Genomic DNA, 19,653 nt, shown 5'->3' with positions numbered 1-19,653 from the left:
ACGCTTGTCATACGCACGGCCAGCTAATAGACTCGACGTGAACCCGCTACAGCCAATCCAACGATTCATGCATGCTGGATGCGCGCCACGCGAAGTGAGCCTAAAAACGCGATACGAGGGGAAAACGTGTCGAACATCGAAAGCGCAGCGCTCATGGAGGGCATGGACAATCCGTGCACGCTGCCCGATCTCTGGCAGCGGCGCACTGCTCTGAACCATACAGAAATGGCTTCGCTCTATACCATCGTGCAGCGCGCACTGACCGGCTATCACCCGTTCGAGCTTCAAGCGCTGGCCGAAGACAAGGAAGAGCTCATTTCGCAGTTTCTCTTCAGCAAGGTCTTTCGCCTCGAAACGCCCGCAGCCGAATTAATGAGCTTTCCGGCGCATAGCGCGCCCTCGAACAACCATGCCGTGTGCAGCTATTTCCGCCGCTACCTGATCGACTGCCTGCGCAGCGCGAGCCATCGGCGCAACGTTTCGATCGACGAGAACGAGGTGCTGGCCGAACTCGATCAGCGCAGCGCCATGCACGCCGATCCGGTCAGCGCCGCGCTATTCCAGTACGGCCTCGACGAGGACAGCGTGCGCGCTTCGGCCGTGCGCTTCATCAGCGGCCTCGACGAAGCCGCGCGACTGCTGCTGGCCGGCACGCTCGGCTGGCTCTCCGCCGAAAAGGGCGGGCTTGCGCAAATCGCCGCGCGCTACGGCATCGCCTCGTATCACCATCGCGCGCGCAAGCTGGGCGTCACGCTGCGCAAAGGGGCGATGCCCGCCGACTTCGCGCGCACCGGCATTGGACGCTGGATCGAAGAAACGCTGGGCATCGAGATCGCGGTCGAGAACCGCATTGCGCTGCTCGCCGTGCTCGGGATTCTCGCGGAGCAATCGCAACTCGCGCAGGGCGCGCCGGGCGCGCGGCACGAGCACGGCGCGCGTGCGGCACCGGTGCCCGCCCCGGCGCAACATTGCGCGCCGATGCACGACCCGCATTGCAATCACGAACTTCACGAGTGACCACGGGGAAGCCCGCAACGAGACGGGAGCGCAAGTGCAACTGGCCTTCGCAAGCCTGACCGATCCGGGCGGGCGGCAGCGTAACGAAGACTCGCTTGGTGACTGGTCGAGCGGGCGGCTGTTCTACTGCGTGGTCGCCGATGGCGCGGGCGGCCACGGCGGCGGCGACACCGCATCGGCCATCGTGGTCGACACAGTGCTCGCCGACCTGCGCTATCTCACGCTTGCCGAGTTGCCGCCCACGGGCGAGCGCCTCGCCAACGCGCTCGCGCATGCGAACGCCAACATCGTGGAAGAGCAGGCGCACGGCGGCACTGCGCTGCGCGACATGCGCTCCACTGCCACGCTGCTCGCGATCGACCGCGAACGGCGCACCGCGGCCTGGGCGCATTGCGGCGACACGCGGCTCTACTGCTTCCGCGCGGGCGAGATCGTCGCGCAGACGCGCGACCACAGCATGGTGCAGGACATGGTGGACGCGCGCCTCATCAGCGCCGCGGACGCGCGCCATCACCCGCGCCGCAACGTGCTGTTCTCGGCGCTCGGCACGCTCGAAGGGCTGAATATCGCGGCGCGGCCCGGCACGTTCGGGCTATGCGCACGCGACGCGTTCCTGATCTGCACCGACGGTCTTTGGGAGTACGTAGAAGAGGCCACCATGCTCGAGACGCTCGCGCAGGCCGCGAGCCCGCGCGCGTGGCTGGAGGCCCTGGCCGCGCATGTCCGCGCTCACGCGAGAGCGGGCAACGACAACTTCAGCGCGAGCGCGATCTGGATAGAGGCCGATGAAACTGGCGACGTGCCTACCCCTAAGGATTCCGACGCAACCCTGTTGATCCCACCATCCTGAATATCGCAACAGCCCGTGCATTGAAAACCGATGTTGCGCCGGCCACGCCGGCGCGATGGTTGCTGCCATCCACTGGAGAATCAAGATGAAATCGCTGGAAGAGATTCGTGCAGAATTGAAAGTAGCCTTCGATGACAAGGATCTGAAGGTCGATGGCAAGCTGTTGAGCGAGTCGCCCCATTTCAACGATTATCTGCGGATGGGCTTCTATCTGTCCTGCGGCCTGCGAGGCAACCTCCGCGGTGAACCCGTCATTCGGAATGCCTTGATCGCGCTGGATGCGGACATGACGCAGCGGATAAACAAATACTATTCCGCCAAATCGCGGGCGATCGATTACTTCCAGAATCAGCAGGCGGCCTACAAGGCGAATAAGGCTCCGCCGAAGAAGGACAGCGACTTCTCCAAGCTTCTGACGGCCTCGCTGGACGAGTTCGAGCGCGCTCACGGATTCGTGGTTGTCGGCGACCGGCTCCCGAACTATGCCGGCTTCGTCTACGGGAATGTGTTCAAGGAGTCGCTGGCGCTGAAGCAGCACTGGAAGGATGTTGGCGCTGGAGAGAAGCACGGTGAATACAGCCACCGCCTGCAGTGGTACATCCTGATCCGGGCGGGCGCGTTCAAGACCGTGCCGGTGAACCAGGAAGCCACGGTATTCGCCAGCATCGCGCCGTGGCAGAAGGGCAAGACCAATCTGTGGACCTTCCTCCTCGATCAACTGACCACGGACCCCTCGATCGGCAACGACAAGCTCGACTTCCGCTCCCCGGAAAATCTCAACATGTGGCTGGTTGGCGATGCGTCGCCGGAATTTTGCCCGGTCCTGCGAGCGTTTCTGCGCGCCCGCATGGCCAAGCGCGAATCCACGTACAACATGCGCGATTATCTCGTCAAGAAGCTGAGGAAATCGGAAGAGGAAGTGGACGAGATCATCACCTATATGCAAATGGAGAAGATGGAGAACCGCAATGCATCGGCGCGCATCGCCTTCCCGAAGGGGGCCAATCCCAAGTTCGATCCCTATGTGAGAACCTAGGGTCTGCTCACTTTAGAAATCCCCGCAGCCGTGCTGCCCGTTCAACAGCATGCAGCTATTCAAATTCGGTTGCGAGCGCACCCGTTTCCACTCGACAGCGAGCAGATCCTGGTCGCTGCCGGGCGGTGCGGTCGTGAAGAGCGGCTGATTCGAGCCCACGCAGATATTGGTGCCCTGCAGGTTGTTCTCGTACACGAAGGTCTTCTCGCTCATGCCGAAGAACGACTGCATCGCGCTCACCGCTAGCGGCAGATCGAGCGGATACGGCAGCGTCACGGTCAGCGTGCCCGGTACGTTTTGCACGATATAGCCGACGCTCGACAGATACGCCGGATTGATCGCATATTGTCCCGGCAGCGAACCGCTCGTTGCGCCGGTCGAAAGCGTGCCGCTTAGCGACGAGGTCGTATCGCCGTTGACGAGACCCGCTGTGCTGTAGCCAAAGTTCGGATTCGGCGCGCCATAGATCTTTGTCGCGCCATTGGCGGTAACGATCACCGTGGGCCGCGCGACGTACACAAAATGATCGCCCGTGAGCGGTACCACACCGCCCCAGTTGCATCCCGCCCCAAAGGTGCAGCCGTAGAAGTTCGGCTGTGCCGTATTGGGCTGCACGTTGCCGCGCGTCTCGCCCACCCATGTCGAGGCCCAGATGCGCCAGTAATTGGCCGCGCTCAAGGTACCGGTGCCATTGTTGATGAACACGCCGTTCTCCATCACGAGGTCGATCGTGCCGCCCGCGCTCAGGTTGGTGTTCTTGCCGCCGGTCGGGCCGTTCGCCGCCGCCGTGCCGCCGCCGAGCCCCACGCTGCCCGTCGCGGCCTGGGCGAGCAGGTTGCCGGTGAGACTGGAGTTGGTCGCATCGATCGTGGTGGCCGTGTTCGATGCCGCGTCGAACGAACGGCTCACGATCGGACCGATCACGAAGCTCGTCGAATTCAGGAAATTCACGTTGCCGGCGTCGAGCATGGCCAGCACGCCCACGTTGTTCTCGGGATCGTTGAGGGTGAAGGTGCCCGGCCCCGCGAGCAGCAGCCCGGCGGCCTGGATGCCGCCCGGGTCCGTGACCGCGCCCGCCGAGGCCAGCGTGAGCGTGTTGCTGCCGAGCAAGATGCCGTAGAGCAGTTGAATGCCGTGGCTGCCGCTGCCCATGTTCATCAGCGTGAGGCTCTGGTTCACCGTGGGCTTGACGAGCGACGTGCATGCACCTTGCGTGGGACACACGCCGCTCACGGTGATGAGGCCCGTCTGCGTGCTCGAACCGAGCGCGAGCGTGGAGAAGCCGGTGAACAGCGAATATGTGGCCGCGTCGATGCTCAAGCCCGCCGCGCCGGTGCCGAACAGCGTGATCGGCGTGCTGTCCGAAGCGACGAAGGCAAAGGTCGTGGGGTCGACGCTCGCGGGCAGAATCGCGAGCGTGCCGCCCGCGGACGTGATGGGCGCGCCGCTGTCGGCGAGGCTCGTCGTCGTGCCGTCGTTGGCGGAGCGCAGCGCGATGGTGCCGTTGGGGCCTGCGTTCACCTGCACGGTTCCCGGCGCGTAGTTGAAGTTGGCCGGCACCGCCACCGTGCCGAAAGCCAGGCCCGCGTCCGACGTATTGGTCGAGCCCGCGATCGAAATCACGGTATTGGGCTGGGTAGCCGCGATCGTGCCGTTGTATACAAGCGTTCCGTAGTCATACTGAATATTTGCGCCGCTCGCGCTGCTGGTCGGACTCGTCACCACGCCGCGGATGTCGATGGCGCCGCCGTTGGTCGAGACAATCTGCGCGCCGTCGGCCACGAACACGCCCTGCGAGTTCGCGCCCGAACCGCTGCCGCGGATCGAGAGCGTGCCGCTGCCGGTGGTGAGCGTCGTGGGCGGCGGCGTCGTCGAGAGACTCACCAAGCCCACGGAACTGGAATCCGGGCTCGCGGCGCCGAGCACCACGCCCGTCGACGAAAGGCCCGTCGTGGGTGTGCCCGTGGTGAGGCCCGTGAGCGTGATCGAGCCGCTGGTCGAAGCGATGCTCGCGCCGGTCAGATCGACGCCGATGCTGCCGAAACTCGTGGCGGGAACGCTGCCGTTGATCGCGATCGCGCCGCTGCCGGTCTGGATCGTGGGCTGCACCGTGGTGCTGCCGTTCGCGGTATAGCCGCCGCCCAGGGACGTGCCGTATGAGGAGCCGGTCGCGCCAGTCGTCGTGCCGCTCAACGTCACATTGCCGCTGGTGGTCTGGATCGAGCTGCCGTAGGCCGAAATGCCATAGCCGCTCGTATAGGTCTGGCCCGGTGCGTCGTTCACCGTCCCCGCCACCTGCACGTTGCCGGCCCCCGTGCTGACCAGCGTGTTCGACAGCACGACGCCGCTCCCGTATGAGTTGGCGTTGGCGATGCCGGTCAGCGTGACGGCGCCGCCCGCCGTCGTCAGGGTCGACTGGCCGATGTCGACGCCGTATTCGTAGTTGCCCGTCGTCGTCCCAGCGATGCCGATCGCCCCATTGCCGCCGCTCGTGCTCAAGGTGCTGCCCGACATCGTGAAGCCAAAGCCGAGCCAGGCCGTCGCGGTGCCGCTCGTCTGAATGCCGCCCGCGCCGTTGAGCGTCGCCGAGTTGATCGACACGCCATAGGCAAACCCCACGGCGTTGCTCGACGTGCCGCTGATGCTGATCGCGCCGCTCCCCGTGTCGCTGAACGCCGCGCCGCCGCTCGTGCCGCCCTGGCTGGTCACATAATCGCCCTGCACCTGCACGCCAAAGTTCGCACCTTGCCCGGCCGCGTTCGACACGCCGTTCACGGCGATTGCGCCACCCGCCGCGTGAACGCCGCTTTGGGACAGCAGAACACCCGTGCCCGGGCCGGTTGCGGTTCCGTTGAGCGTGGTCGCTCCCGTGCCGTTGGCAATCAGCGAATAGCTCAGCGCGATGCCGCTGCTGCTGCCGTTGCCCGTGAGCGTCACGACCCCGCCGGTGTTGCCGATGCTCGAGGTATTGAGCTGGATGCCGGTCGAAGCGGTCGATGCCGAATCCGTGCTGGTCAGCGCAACCGCGCCGCCGTTCGCGGCAATCGATGCATTCGTTAGCTCGACCCCGGTCCCCAGTCCGTTTCGCATCGTGCCCGTTAGCGTCACCGCGCCGCTGCCCGTCACGTCGATGGCGGGCGTGCTGCCCGGGCCCACGCCCGAGATCGAAACGCCGCTATAGGTGGACGACGAACCGATGAAGGCGGCGTCGCCGATGCCGCTCAACTGGATCGCGCCATTCGTACTCCAGACTGAACTCTGATTCAAGGTGATGCCGTTGCCGTCGTAGAGCGAGGTGCCCGAGATCGTCATGTTGCCGGCAGCCGAATTGATCGTGCTGTATCCGATGGTGACGCCATCGCCGAAACTGTTCGTCCCCGCGATGCTCACGGCGCCGCCCTCGGTGGCGAGGGTCGAATTTTCGATGTCGACCTTGCTCGAGCCCGTGTTGCCGATCGTGAACGCGCCGCCATGGGTGTCGATCGTCGCGCCCTGGATTTGCACGCTGCTCGTGGACGATGTGTTGCCCACGTTCGCGTCGAGCACGAGTCCAAGAGGTCCAGAGATCGAGGTGATGTCGTAGCCGATCGAAATGCCGCCCGAGGCGATTAGCGAAAGCGTCGCGCCGGCCCCCCCGGTCTTCTGGATGGGCGTCTGCACGTTGATGTTGCCGGGGCCGTACAACGCCGATCCCGGGACCGTCGTGATCGTCACCGAGGTGCCAAGATTAAGTTCGCCCGTGATCTGCGAGACCGCGATCGTGGTCACGGGAAGGTTGCCGAAGGGCCCGAACGTGACGGGCCCGCCACCCATGGCCACTTCGAGCATGCCTCCGTCGGTCACGATATCCACTTCATACGGATCGATCTTCCACGTGCCGCCAACGCCCTTCAGCGCCGAGGCGTCGACGCGCGCACCCGTGAGGTCGAGCGCATGCGACGAGGTCTCGATCGAGCCGCCATCACCGCCCTGCGGTCCGCCGCGCGCGCTGAACTCGCCATAAAGGCGCGCGGCGGTCACACCGTAGGCCACGATATGCCCGCCGCTGCCGTTGGTGGTTGCATCCGCATGGATCTGCGCGTTCGGATCCATCCACACCGCATCCGCATTGCGGATCGTCGGGTCCGCGCCCGCCGCGCCGCCGCCCACGCGCGCGCTGCCACCGCCCGTCGCGCCGCTCGCGTTCAAATTCGCGCCCGCGAGCAGGCCCACGTTGTGGCCCGTCACGTCGATCTGCCCGCCCGCGAGCCCCGCGCCGCCCGAGGCGTCGAGCGTGCCCGACACATAGGTCTGGCCGCTCGAGCCGCCGTCGAGCACGATATGTCCATCGCGCGCAGCGAGGCTTTGCGCGCGCACGATACCCTGCTGGTTGATGACCGTGCCCGCCAGCGCATCGGCGGTTTGCGCGCTCATGACCACGGTGCCGCCGTCGGCGGCGAGCGTGCCCGCGTTGCCGATCAGCGCGCCCGCCGTGCCTGCGTTGATCTTCAGCGTGGTGAGTCCGTCGCCCGCGAAGTCGAGCGTGATATCGCTGCCCGCGCCCAGCGCAACCGTGCCGAGCTTCGCGGCCACGGTGCCGGTATTGCTCACGGTGCCGCCGAGCAGCGCGATGGTGCCGCCGTCCTGTGCCGTGAGCGTGCCCGCATTGCGCACCGCCGCCGGCGAGCTGCCGATGAAGTGATAGCGCCCGGCCAGAAAATCAGCATCACTAATGTTCAGCGTCGAAGCGACCAGAGATCCCACGTTCACCGACGACCCCGGCGCGAAGATGACGCCCGCCGGGTTGACCAGAAAGACGCGGCCGTTCGCGCTCAAGCGCCCGGCGATGTCGCTCGGGTTGTTGCCCACCACGCGATTGAGCAGCGCCGACGAGACCGAGGGCTGGGCGATGTTCACCGCCTCGCCCGCGCCGATCGAGAACGTGTTCCAGTTCACGATGGCGTTCGGCGTGCTTTGCGTGATGTTCATCTGCGAGGCGCTGGGCGAGCTCACCGTCACGCCGCCGGCCACCACCTGCGCACCGGTGGGATTGGCGAGCAGCGAGGTGGCCCAGGTGGCCTCGAACAGCGCCGCAGTGATCTGCGCAATCGCGCTTGCGATGGCCCTCGCCTGGAGCGGGCGCGCGTTTGCCTTGCGTCCCTGACGCTCTGTAACCCGCCCTGAGACCCTGCCGGCTGCCCCGCCCTGCCGATTACCGCCCCGCTTGTTCATCGCACACCTCGCCGGCATCGTCTGGTCGACCGCGTCTGGCCGACTGCTTCAAAACGTCTTGCTCAATTGCATATAGAACGTCGGCAGCTTGTCGTTGCCGGTCGTGTCGGGCGAGGTCGTGCGCCACGCCACGGTGCCCTGCCATGCGAATCCGTACGGCAGCGCGAGGTACGCACCCAGGCCCGCGCCGCTGCGCGTGATGTTGTTCGGCCCCTGGTTCGGACGCGGGTTCGCGTTGTACCAGCCAGTGCCGAAGTCGAAGAACGTGAACGCGGTGATCTTCGAGGTCACCGCGTAGCGCACTTCGGCGGTCGCCACGAAGCCTTCGTCGACCAGGCCTTCGGAGGGCGAATAGGCGCGCACCGCGTGCGGCCCGCCCAGCAGGAAGCGCGAGGAGTTGTCGAGGTTGGTCGCCGCCCATTGCCCCGAGAAGCCGACGAACAGGCTCACCTTCCCGGTCACCGCGTTGAGCCGGTTCGCGAAGAAGGTCGCGCGCACTTCGTTGCCTGCGGTGTTGCGCCCGAACTGCGACTGGTCGATGGCGTAATTCGCGGCGCCCTTGAAGTGCAGACTGCCGATCAGCAGTTCGACGTCGGCGCTATTGAAGCCGCCGCCGAACAGGCCGTCGCGGCTTTCGTAGGTGAGCCCCACGCTGCCTTCGACCATCGAGCGCCGGTTGTGGTCGTCGACGACGCCGATGTTGTCCGAGAGGTCGCGGAACTCCAGATTCGCGCGCGCGAGCAGATTCTGGTCGCGGGTGCGCAGCACCGGGTGCGTGACCGTGAGATCGGCCACGGTGGCGTCGCCGGTTGCGTCGAGCGCGGAATACTCCTTGCCGAGCGTGTAGTTCAATCGCGCGAGGGCCACGCCCACGCGCGTGCCGTAGGCGTTCACCGGCGCTTCGTAGCCCACGCGGCCATACACGGTGTCGAGCCGCTCCGCGCCGAGGATGCGCAAGTCGAGGTTGTCGCCGATGCCGAACGGCGAGTTCAGCCGCGCGAGCCCGCCCAGCCGCCACGTGCCGCTGGTCGCCGCGCCGTAGTTGTCGAGATCGGCGGCGAAGGTCCAGCGCTTCGCGGGCGCGACGTTGATCGTGAGATCCACGGTGCCGGGCTCGCTGCCCGACTCGATGGCCGAGGTCACCGTGATGCCCGGCAGATCGGAGAGCAGCAGCATGGTGCGCTCGAGCACCTGCTGCTGGAGCGGCGCGCCCACCGGAATCTGCTCCACCCGCGCGCGCAGGAGCGACTCCTTGACCGGCGTGCCGGCGGCCACGTCGAGGCGCACGTGGCCCAGGCGCCCTTCGAGCACGCTCATCGTCACCTGGCCCGAGGTCACGTCCTGCGGCGGGATCACCACTTGTGCCAGCACATAGCCGCGCGCGCGGTACACCTGGGTGATCTGCGCGGCGATCGCTTGCAGGCCGGCGAAGTTCACCTCGCTGCCGATCTTGCCCTGCACGGGCGCCAGCAATTCCCCGCTCGGGATCGTGTCGTTGCCCTTGAGCGCGATGCCCTTGAGCACGAAGCTGGCCGCGCCCGGTTGTGCGGTCGGCGCGCCCGGCGCGGGCGTCGCAGGCAGCGCGGGAGCGCCGTCCAGCGGCGCGGGGCGCGTGTCGCGCGGCTCGGTCTGCTGCAGGATGGTGCCCGAGTTCGGCAGCGCCTGGTTCAGCACGTTGCCCACGTCCGGCCTTGTCTGGATCGGGGGGATGCTGCCCGCGCCCGGTGGCACCTGCCCCCAGGCGAGCGCGCTGCCCGAGCAGGCGAGCGCGGCAATCGTTCGGATTCCTCTTTTCATGTCATGATCCGCGCGCGATGGAAAGACGCCAGCCGCCCATCAGGTCGAACGGCGCCCAGAAGAACGGGTGCGCGAAGCGCGGCTCCTTCATGACGGCGAGCTGCGCGGCGCGCATGGCGTCGATCGCTTCCTGGCCTTGCGAAAGCTGCGAATAGAACGTGCGCATGGTGATGGCGGTGGACGCGTCGGCGACCGGCCACATCGACACGATCAGGCTCGTGGCGCCCGCATAGAAGAACGCGCGCGTGAAGCCGAGGATTTCGTCGCCGCGCGCGATGCGTCCGAGCCCGGTTTCGCAGGCCGAGAGCGTGACAAGCGAGACGTCGTTGAGCTTGAGGTTGTAGACATCGAGCGCGAGCAGCGAGTCGGGGCCGTCGGCGGGCTGGGCGGCGGGCGCGAGCAGGATGCGCGAGTGCAGCGGGTCGATGGTGTCGGCCTGGGCGTGCGTGGCGACGTGCAGCACGCGCCCGGCCGGCGCGCTCTGGCGGAACTGCGCGCGCGTGGCGGCGCTTTGCAGGAACAGCTCCCTGGTCGCGAAGAGCGGCGCGATGCCCTCCACCTCGGCCTGCGCGCCGGGCAGCGCATACGCGGGCGCGATCTGCGGATTGCCGAACGCCACGAGGCTGCTCGCCACCTTCTGGCGGCGCGCCTCGAGCTGCAACGCCACGCTCGCCGAAGGCTCGAGCGCGACGGGGTGCTGCTCGATCAGGAAGCCGCCGGGGCCGTGCAGCGCCTGGAACGGCAGATAGTGCAGCGCGCCGTGCGGCACGATGATGAGCCGCTCGCCGGGCTGCAGCGCGAGCGGCGCGATCAGCAGCGCATAGAGCTTGTCGCCGTAGGTAATCGCGTTCTTGCTCCGGTGCACGATGGCGTTGCGCACGTCGGTCACGGCCGTGTCGATGTCGGCGCGCTTGAGCGGCAGCCGGTAGCCCATAAAGCCGCCCGACAAGCCGCTCTTGCGGATCACCCACACCACGAGCGTGTCCTTCAGGCTGTGGTACTCGACGATGGCCTCGTTGGGGCGCAGCGCGGCGCGCACCGCCTGGAGCGTCGGCACCGTGCCGTTCAGCTGCTGGTCGTCCACGCCCGCTTCGACGCGGTTGCGCACCACGTCGAGCAGCGCGCGCGCGCGGCTGCGCTCGGAAAGACTCCACGCGCCTTCGTAGTCGCCCGCATCGACGCTCAGATTGATCGCCTCTTCGAACACCGACTGCGTGTCGCCGAAGAGGCCCGTCTTGAACTCGTCGCTGCGAAAGCGCGAGCGGATTTTTTCAGAGTCGTCCACGGCGGCGAGATAGGCTTCGCGCGCATGGTCCTTGTCGCCGAGCGCGAGATACGCGCGGCCCATGCCTTCGTGCACCCAGAGGTTGTCGTAGCTGGCTTCGCTCGCGCCGCCGCCGCCCGTGCCGGCGAGCTGCGCCTGGTAGACCTTGAGCGCTTCGGCGGGCTTGCCTTCGGCGAGCAGCAGCTTGCCTTCGATGCGGCCGCGCGCGGGCGCGAGCTCGCCGCTCACGTCGGTCGAGTCGAGCGTCTTGCGCGCGGCAGCCGTGTCGCCGGCGGCGATCTGCGCATTGGTGATGGAGAGCAGCACCAGCGGCTTGAAGCGCGGCGAGGCGGTCTGCAAGGCGTCGTCGTAAGCCTTGAGCGCGCCTTGCGCATCGCCGCGCCGCAGCGCCACGTCGCCGAGCACCTTGTTGGCCGGCGCGAACACCTGCTCGGGCTGCTTCGGCTGGGAAGCGAGCGCTTCGCGCGCGTATTTGCCGGCGTCGTCGAGGTCGCCCGCGTAGCTGTAGGCAATCGCGAGATCGCGCTTGGAGAGCGCGACGAGGTCGGCGTTATCGGTGCGCTGAGCCACCACCAGCGCGCGCGCCGCCGCGTTGATGCTGTCACGGAAATCGCCCCGCTCCGCCGCCGCCACCGACATGCTGCAATAGTCGTAGGCCGGCAGCGCGACGCGGTCGCGCGAGAGCAGCAGGCGGCCTTCGTCGGTGAGCGACTTGAGCGTTTCGGCGTCGCGCTCGCGCTCGGCGGCCTCGCGAAAGCCCTGGGACTCGGGCGCGAGGCCCGTGGCCGGAGCGTCCACGGCGGACTTCGCGGCACCGGCCGGCGCAGCCGCGACGGGCTTGGCGGCGCTGCTTGCGGTGCTGCTTGCCACATTGCCCGCCGCGTGTGCGGCAGACGGCGCGGCAACGCCGAGCAACCACGCGCACAGCAGCGCGCCCAGCGGCCCACGTAGCGGCGCACACAGCGGCGCCTTCGTCCGGGCGAGCGGCGCGCCAGCCTGCCCGGAGCCCAACCGATGTTCGAGTTCGTTCACTTCGCTTTCCTGCAGGAAAGAAACATCACGCGACCGGGCCCCGGAGCGCGCAGCCGGAGCAGCGTCCGGCGGGCCAATTCCTATGTCTTAAGACGAAACGGGACGAGGATTTTTGAAAGCGCTCATGAAAATTCCGTCTGAGCTAACGTACACAGGCCAACGCGCAGCACGCCCCGCACCAGCGCGAGCCATCACGAACCATCGCGAAACAACGCGACGCGTTCAAAATCGGCCATGCCGATTCGTCTAGGTGTTGGATGGGCGTGCGTCCAGCCTCGCCCGACACGGAACTCCGCTAGATGAGCAGCATGAGCAGCAGCCCCGACGACAAGACGGTCATCGTGTCCCCGGCCACCGGACAGGACGCGCCACGCGCGGATGACGCAACGACGATTCAGGACCCATCGGCGCACGCGCCGCCGGCCAACGCAGCAGCGGCCACGGGGGTACAAACGCTGATGCCGACGCAGATGCAACCGCCGTTGCCACCTCAACCGCAGGCGGCTCAAGCGCAGCCGGCAGAGCCAAGCCCGAACGACCCGGCGAGCGCAACGCCGGCCGCGCCCGCCACGCCCGCCACGTCCGCCACGTCCGCCGCGCCCGCCGCGCCCGAAGCCACCCACCAGGCGCTGCCGATCAACACGCGCATCGCCGAGTTCGAGATCGTCGGGCTGATCGGCGAAGGCGGCTTCGGCATCGTCTATCTCGCCTGGGACACGCTGCTGCGCCGCCACGTGGCGCTCAAGGAATACATCCCGGCCGCCCTCGCCGCGCGTGTGGCCGGCAGCGCCGATGTCACGGTGCGCTCGCAGCGCCACGAGGACACCTTCCGCGCGGGTTTGAAGAGCTTCATCAACGAGGCGCAGCTGCTCGCGCAGTTCGACCATCACTCGCTCGTCAAGGTCTACCGCTTCTGGGAAGCCAACGGCACCGCCTATATGGTGATGCCGTACTACGAAGGCGTGACGCTCAAGGAGACGCTGCGCCAGCTCGGCATGCCGCCCACCGAGGCCTGGCTGCGCGGGCTGCTCGCGCCGCTCATCGACGCGCTCGCGGTGCTGCACGACGCGCAGTGCTTCCATCGCGACATCGCGCCCGACAACATCATGCTGCTCAAGGGCAGCCAGCGTCCGCTGCTGCTCGACTTCGGCGCGGCGCGGCGCGTGATCGGCGACATGACCCAGGCGCTCACGGTGATCCTCAAGCCGGGCTATGCGCCGGTCGAGCAGTATGCCGAGGTGCCGTCGATGAAGCAGGGCCCGTGGACCGACATCTACGCGCTCGCGGCCGTGGTCTATTACGCCATCGAGGGCAAGACGCCGCCCGCCTCCGTGGGCCGGCTGATGGGCGACACCTACGCGCCGCTCGCCACCACGGCGGCGGGCCGTTATGGCGACGCATTCCTGCGCGCCATCGACCACGCGCTCGCGGTGCGGCCCGAGGAGCGCCCGCCGGACGTGCGCGCGCTCGCAGCGGAGCTGGGCATCATGGCAGGCGGCGATGCCACTGCCGGACACGCGGGCGCGGGGCAGGAGTTCGCACAGCCTTATACGTTGAGCGAAAGGGAAAGCGCGTTGCCGTTGCCGGGGGCGGCGGTAGCTGGACCGGCTTCGGCGGCGGCAGCGCCGCCAGCCGTGGTGCGAGCCGCTGCGTCCACGACGCCCGCTACGCCCACGACAGCCACGACGTCCACGGCAGCGCCCGCTCGCCGCAAACGCACCGTGCCGCTGGCGATCGGCGCGGGGGTGGTCATCGTCGCTGCCGTGGGCGCGTGGGTCGCGCTGCAGCGATCCGAACAGATGCCGCGCATAACGCTGCATATCACGCCGGCTGGCAAGGCGCGGGCTGATAAAGCGCCGGCCCCGGCCAGCGCGCCCGCCGCCGTCGCGCTCGCCACGGCAAGCGCCGCCGCCACCCTGCCGCCGGTGCCGCCGCCCTCCGCAGCCACCACGGCCGCCGCGCTTCCGCAGACAAGCGCCAGCACCGCCACTGCAGCGCCGCCGGCCGCCACGCTTGCCCCCTACACGCCGGTCAGCGAGTTCGAGCGCATCGTTGCTCTCGCGGATCCCTCGATCGACGTGCGCACGACCCTGCGCAGCACGACCGCGCGCATCAAGAAAGACTTTCTGCAATTCCAGGTGACGAGCAGCCGCGCGGGCCGCGTCTATGCCTTCATGGTCGACCCCGAGGGCAACTATCTGATGCTGCTGCCCAACGGCCGCGACAAGGCCAACACGATCGCCGCCGGGCAGACGCTCACGCTGCCGCGCGCGAACTGGCCGATGCTCGCCGACGCGCCCGCCGGGCCGATCCATTTTCTCGTGATCGTATCGCCCGAGCCGCGCGATTTCTCGAGCGCCGGACTGCATGCGGGCGACGTGTTCGCCGAGTTCCCCGCGAGCGCCCAGCAGGCCGCCGCCGCGCAGCGCACGACGAGCGTGTCGCCGTTCGCGGGCGAGGCGCGCTGCGCCAAAGCGGCCACGAGTTGCAGCAACGCCTTCGGCGCGGCGACGTTCAAGATCGACGTGATCGGCGGCAGCGGCCAGGCGCCGCGCTCGTAGCGCCGCAGGCCACAGGCCACAGGCAATAGGAGACCGTCATGGACAGACCGCTCTTTCTGCTCGCGGCGGCAGCAGCGGCAACCGCCCTCGCTGGCTGCGCGAGCAACAATCCGGCTAGCTCGGTGATCATCGGGCCGCCCACGCAAGCGCAGGCCGGCAAGGCGCCGGCGCCGGCGACGGCGACGGCGGCCGCGGCGGCGCCCTCCCAGGCAAGGGCGACTGCCGCGAATGCAGCGCCATCGGCGCCAACGACGCCCACGAATCTGGCCGCAAGCCCGGCACCGGCTACGGCAGCCGCTGCCGCCGCGTCGGCCACTTCCGCCGCTTCCGCCGCTCAGGCCACGGCCGCCTCCACTGCCCCGCCCTCGCCTGGCGCACCGGTGGCCGCGTTCTCCACGCGCCATGCGTGGTACCAGACCGCGCGCTTCGTCGACCTGCCCGGCTGGAGCGCCGATGACCTGGGCGGCTCGCTCGACGCCTTCAAGCGCAGTTGCGGCGTGCTCGGCTCGCGCAACGGCTGGAGCGCGCCCTGTGCCGCCGCGCGCGGCGTCGACGCGGCCAGCGCCGCCGCGATCCGCCGCTTCTTCGAGACGTACTTCGACGTCTACCAGATCCGCAACACCGACCGCAGCCGCGACGGCACCATGACCGGCTACTACGAGCCGCTCATGAACGGCAGCCGCCAGCCCGGCGGCGCTTACGTCTACGCGGTCTACGGCGTGCCCGAGGACCTGCTTTACCTCGACGCGCGCCGGCTCGGCGGCGCGGCGCGCGGCAACATCACGGCGGCGCGCATCGAAGGACGCACCGTGATCCCGCTGCCGGGCGCGCAGCCAGGCAGCGCGAAGGGCGTCTACACCCTCGACCTGCGCGACAGCGTCCCCGATATCCGCGACAAGAAACTGCGCCTGCGCCTGGACGGCACGCGCATCGTGCCGTACTACACGCGCGCCGAGATCGAGCGCGGCGCGGCGCGCGCGCCGGTGCTTGCGTGGGTGGACGATCCCGTGCTGCTTTATTCGATGCAGGTGCAGGGCTCGGGCAAGATCCGCATGCGTGACGGCACCATCCGCCGCGTGGCCTATGCCGAGCAGAACGGCCGGCCCTTCGAGCCGCCCGTCGCGCGCGCGGGCGCGAGCGGACGCAAGCTCAAGGTGCGCGGCATCGAGATGGAAATCGACGTCGCCGACGACAGCGGCGGAGGTGCCGATAGCAGCGGCCCCGAACTGCTCGCCAGCGCCAACGGCCCGCAAGGCTCGCAGGACGGCGGCGCATCGTCGACGGGCGCGAACGACAGCGACGACGACCAGCCCACTTCGCCGCTGTTGCGCGGCTTCAAGCTCGCCAGTGCCGGTCCGTCGGCGAGCGACGCGGCGCGGCCCGCCGTGGCGAGTGCTCAGCAAGCGGCGGCGAAGAACGCCAGCACAAGCACAAACGCGGGCGCGGGCGCGAACCTCGCCACCGTGCCTGGCGCGAACACGCAGCCCAAGCACGCGTTCGCGATCTCCGACCCGAGCTATGTGTTTTTCCGGCCCATCCCCGACTCGCCGAACGGACCGATCGGCACGCTGGGCGTGCCGCTTTCGGCGGGCCGCTCAATAGCCGTGGATCCACGCACGACGCCGCTCGGCTCGCCGGTGTTCGTCGCCACGCGCGACGACCCGCAAACGCCCGGCGCGGTGAATCGGCTGATGATGGCGCAGGACTCGGGCGGCGCGATCCAGGGCGCAGTGCGCGCCGATTACTTCTATGGCTTCGGCCAGTCCGCGCAGGCCGAGGCGAGCCGCACCAAGGAACGACTGCGCATGTGGCTGCTGTTGCCCAAGGGACTGCACGTGGCCGCCCAGGAATCGGCCACGAAGACGCGCGGGATGGCGGTGCAGTCGAACGAGGATTGCCTCGTGGCCGACCCGCAGTTGTGCGTGGACGACGATGCGGGGAACTAGCGGGCCGGACAGCGGCGAAATCCGCCACCGGCCCGCGTGCCGTCAGAAGGTGTGACGCAGCCCCGTCGAGACGGCCACCTGATCCTGCGTGGACGAAGCCCCGCTCAGCCCGTTCAGATGCGCGCCGAAGCCATACGGATTCGAACTCACGTGCTGCCAGTCGCCTTGCAGATACACACTGGTGCGCTTGGACATGGCGTACTGAGCCTGAAGGTTGACCTGGTTGTAGTTGGGATTCTCGCCCGCGCCAAAATTCGTGCGCGTATAGGTATAAGAGCCGGCCAGCGTCACCATGGGCGTGAGCGAGTAGCGCACATTGCCTTCGATGTTTTGCAGCCGTGCGCTGTTCGCCTGGAGGCGGACCGGCGCCGCCGTACCCGCCTGCGCCGCGCCGATGCTGCCGCCGAGCGCATTGCTCAAATTGGTCTGCGTATAGACGATGCCCGCCGTCACCGGGCCCAGCATATAGCCGACACCCCCGCCGAACGTGCGCTGCGTGCCCGCGGTGAAGGCCGCGCTGCCCGTAACCGCGCCGGGGCTATTGGTCGAGATCGCCAGATTGTTGATGTCGTTGTTCAGTTGCAGGTAGCCCACCGCGACGGTCAAGCCACCAAAGCGATAACTGCCGCCGGCACTATACGCACGGTTGTTGGCGAATTCGCCCGCCGTATTGGAAAAGCCATACAGCGCGCCGAACTTCAGGCCGCCATAATTCGCGCTCGTGTATTTGACCGAATTGTTAATACGGATCGTGTTGTTCAGGTTGTCGTTGTCGAACGGATGCGCTGCAATCGTGCCGCCGTAGGGCGAAGCCACGAGCGAGATCGGCGCGACGAAGTCGATGAGGCTGTCGTACTGGCGGCCGAGCGTGACCGCGCCGAACTGGTCGCTCGCCAGGCCGACGAATGCCTGGCGGCCGAACAAGCGGTTGTTCTGCCCGGCGGCGCCGTTGTTAATGGAGAAGCCGTTTTCCAGCGTGAAAACGGCCTTGAGTCCGCCGCCCAGGTCCTCGCCGCCGCGCAGGCCCCAGCGGCTGCCGTTGACCGTGCCGCTCGTCTGCTGCCAGGCGCTGTGGCCAGCCTGGTTGTTGGTGTAAGTCACGCCTGCGTCGATAAGCCCGTATAAAGTGACGCTGCTCTGCGCCTGTGCAGCCGTCGCGAATACGCCGGCCAAAGCGGCGGCCATCATGGTCTTTTTCATTTTCTAACCCCGGTTTAATGCGCCTGCTTCGAACTGGTTGAATCCAGTGGCGAAAAGCGAAGCGCTATTTGCATTTACAGAACGTTTACATCCGCAACAGAATGCAGCCCGCCTGCGATCTCGAAAGGCCGCTGTTGTGGTGACAAGACGCGAAGCATTGGCGCGCGTCAAACACCCGACCCGCGCGGCGTTATCGCGGCGTTATCGCGGCGATATCGCGGCGATATCGCGGCGTAGCGCTCAACGCGAAAGCCGACCTGCCCGCGAGCCCGACGCCTCCACCCCATCCCGGTTATCATCGCGCTCCGAGCCACCCGCCCCCGATGACCCATCAAGCCATGCCTCACCCCTCCTTCGATGCCGTGCTCTTCGACTGCGACGGCGTACTCGTCGACTCCGAACGCATCACGCATGTCGTGTTGGTCCAGATGCTGGGCGAGCTCGGCTGGACGCTCTCCGTGGACGAGGCGATGCGCCTTTTCGTCGGCAAAATGGTGAAGGACGAGGCGGAGCGCATCGAGCAGCACACCGGCTTTCGCATCACGGAGGCCTGGCTCGAACACTTTCGCGCGCGCCGCAACGCGGCGCTCGAACGCGACCTCGAGGAGATCCCGGGCGCGCCGGCCGCCGTGCGCGCCGTGCACGCGGTCTACGACGGGCGCATCGCGGTCGCCTCGGGCGCGGACCGCCACAAGGTCGAGTTGCAATTGCGCAAGGTGGATCTGCTCGACTGCTTCGCGGGACGCATCTTCAGCGGCCACGAAACGCCGCGCAGCAAGCCCCATCCCGACGTCTACCTCGCAGCCGCCGCGGGCCTCGGTGCCGCGCCGCAGCGCTGCGCCGTGATCGAGGACACGGTGACGGGCGCGCGCGCCGGTCTCGCGGCCGGCGCCACCGTGTTCGGCTACAGCCCAGGCACGCCGGGCCCCAGCGGCGCACAGGCGCTGCGCGACGCGGGCGTCGCGCAGGTGTTCACGGACATGGCGCAACTGCCGGTTCTGCTCGCGGGCTGGCGCGCTCAGTAAACCTCGCGCCGCAGGGGCTAGCCGCGAAAGACGGCACCTGAAACGGCAGCTGAGACGGCACCTGGGGCGGCACCCAGAATGCACGCCTGCATCCATTCCACTACCATCCGGAAAGGTCTGCCCGGGCGCGCCGCAACGGAGCCTGAAAGTCCTGTCTGAAAGCCCGGCGACAGCCAGCCGAAAAACGATAGTTTGCTACCAAATAGTTTTCCGCTATCATCGCGCCGATGTCGAATCTTCATACTTTACGTCTTGCCGTCAGCAGCACGCTCGTCGTGGCGGCGCGCAAATGGCGGCGCACGAGTCACGGCGCGCTCGCCGCCTATAACGTCTCCGAGGCCTGCGCTGCGCCGCTGCTCACCGCCGGGCGTCTTGGCGAGGCGGTGCGCCAGGTCACGCTCGCCGAGCACGTGGGCATCGAAGGCCCGTCGCTCGTGCGCCTGCTCGATCAGCTCTGCGCGGCGGGCCTCGTGCGCCGCGACGAAGACCCCGACGACCGCCGCGCCAAAACCATCTCGCTGACCCACGAAGGCCATGCCGTCACCGCGCAAATGGAGGAAGACCTGCGTGCGCTGCGAGCGCGCGTGCTCAAGGGCGTGAGCCGCGCCGATCTGGAAACCACGCTGCGCGTGCTCAACGCCTTCAACGCGCCGGACCCGGCCGACGCGTCCCTTCACGACCGATAGCGCCACG

At 67.8% G+C, this 19,653-nt stretch carries 11 protein-coding genes; 7 read left to right on the top strand and 4 right to left on the bottom strand.

Features of this window, described 5'->3' with window-relative positions:
* Window positions 1-225 precede the first annotated feature (225 nt).
* The 3 genes from PWP93_RS33985 (at window position 226) to PWP93_RS33975 (ending at window position 2,903) form a co-directional block, all read left to right on the top strand.
* Complete coding sequence (locus PWP93_RS33985; protein WP_421048080.1) at window positions 226-1,017, top strand: hypothetical protein; 792 nt, start codon at window positions 226-228, stop codon at window positions 1,015-1,017.
* A 34-nt stretch (window positions 1,018-1,051) separates the two neighbouring features.
* Window positions 1,052-1,867, top strand: a complete 816-nt coding sequence (locus tag PWP93_RS33980; RefSeq protein ID WP_421047937.1) for a PP2C family protein-serine/threonine phosphatase — start codon at window positions 1,052-1,054, stop codon at window positions 1,865-1,867.
* Between the two features lie 85 nt (window positions 1,868-1,952).
* Window positions 1,953-2,903, top strand: coding sequence for a LirA/MavJ family T4SS effector (locus PWP93_RS33975; protein ID WP_421025649.1), 951 nt, complete (start codon window positions 1,953-1,955; stop codon window positions 2,901-2,903).
* Between the two features lie 12 nt (window positions 2,904-2,915).
* Here PWP93_RS33975 and PWP93_RS33970 read toward each other — a convergent pair whose 3' ends face one another.
* Genes PWP93_RS33970 through PWP93_RS33960 form a run of 3 tightly spaced genes read right to left on the bottom strand, consistent with a single transcriptional unit; the run spans window position 2,916 to window position 12,228 of the window.
* Window positions 2,916-8,114, bottom strand: coding sequence for a filamentous hemagglutinin N-terminal domain-containing protein (locus tag PWP93_RS33970; RefSeq protein ID WP_421047936.1), 5,199 nt, complete (start codon window positions 8,112-8,114; stop codon window positions 2,916-2,918).
* Between the two features lie 48 nt (window positions 8,115-8,162).
* Window positions 8,163-9,911, bottom strand: a complete 1,749-nt coding sequence (locus tag PWP93_RS33965) for a ShlB/FhaC/HecB family hemolysin secretion/activation protein (RefSeq protein WP_421047935.1) — start codon at window positions 9,909-9,911, stop codon at window positions 8,163-8,165.
* Window position 9,912: 1 nt separating this feature from the next.
* Window positions 9,913-12,228, bottom strand: coding sequence for a CHAT domain-containing protein (locus tag PWP93_RS33960; RefSeq protein ID WP_421047934.1), 2,316 nt, complete (start codon window positions 12,226-12,228; stop codon window positions 9,913-9,915).
* A 299-nt stretch (window positions 12,229-12,527) separates the two neighbouring features.
* Between PWP93_RS33960 and PWP93_RS33955 the strand changes: the two genes are divergently transcribed.
* A complete protein-coding gene (locus PWP93_RS33955; RefSeq protein ID WP_421047933.1) occupies window positions 12,528-14,789 on the top strand; it encodes a serine/threonine-protein kinase in 2,262 nt (753 codons plus the stop codon).
* A gap of 38 nt (window positions 14,790-14,827) precedes the next feature.
* Window positions 14,828-16,735: a murein transglycosylase A gene (locus PWP93_RS33950; RefSeq protein WP_421047932.1), complete on the top strand. Its 1,908-nt coding sequence runs from the start codon at window positions 14,828-14,830 to the stop codon at window positions 16,733-16,735.
* A 42-nt stretch (window positions 16,736-16,777) separates the two neighbouring features.
* Here PWP93_RS33950 and PWP93_RS33945 read toward each other — a convergent pair whose 3' ends face one another.
* Complete coding sequence (locus PWP93_RS33945; protein WP_421047931.1) at window positions 16,778-17,935, bottom strand: porin; 1,158 nt, start codon at window positions 17,933-17,935, stop codon at window positions 16,778-16,780.
* Window positions 17,936-18,273: 338 nt separating this feature from the next.
* Between PWP93_RS33945 and PWP93_RS33940 the strand changes: the two genes are divergently transcribed.
* Window positions 18,274-18,960 (top strand): HAD family hydrolase, encoded by a 687-nt coding sequence (locus PWP93_RS33940; protein WP_421047930.1) that lies wholly within the window; start codon window positions 18,274-18,276, stop codon window positions 18,958-18,960.
* Window positions 18,961-19,187: 227 nt separating this feature from the next.
* Complete coding sequence (locus PWP93_RS33935; protein ID WP_421025657.1) at window positions 19,188-19,646, top strand: MarR family winged helix-turn-helix transcriptional regulator; 459 nt, start codon at window positions 19,188-19,190, stop codon at window positions 19,644-19,646.
* Window positions 19,647-19,653: the final 7 nt, after the last annotated feature.

It is taken from the genome of Paraburkholderia sp. A1RI-2L (assembly GCF_048957375.1).
Taxonomy (GTDB): Bacteria; Pseudomonadota; Gammaproteobacteria; order Burkholderiales; family Burkholderiaceae; genus Paraburkholderia.
The sequence above is the reverse complement of the archived record's forward strand: the minus strand, read 5'-3'. Positions and strand labels throughout refer to the sequence as shown.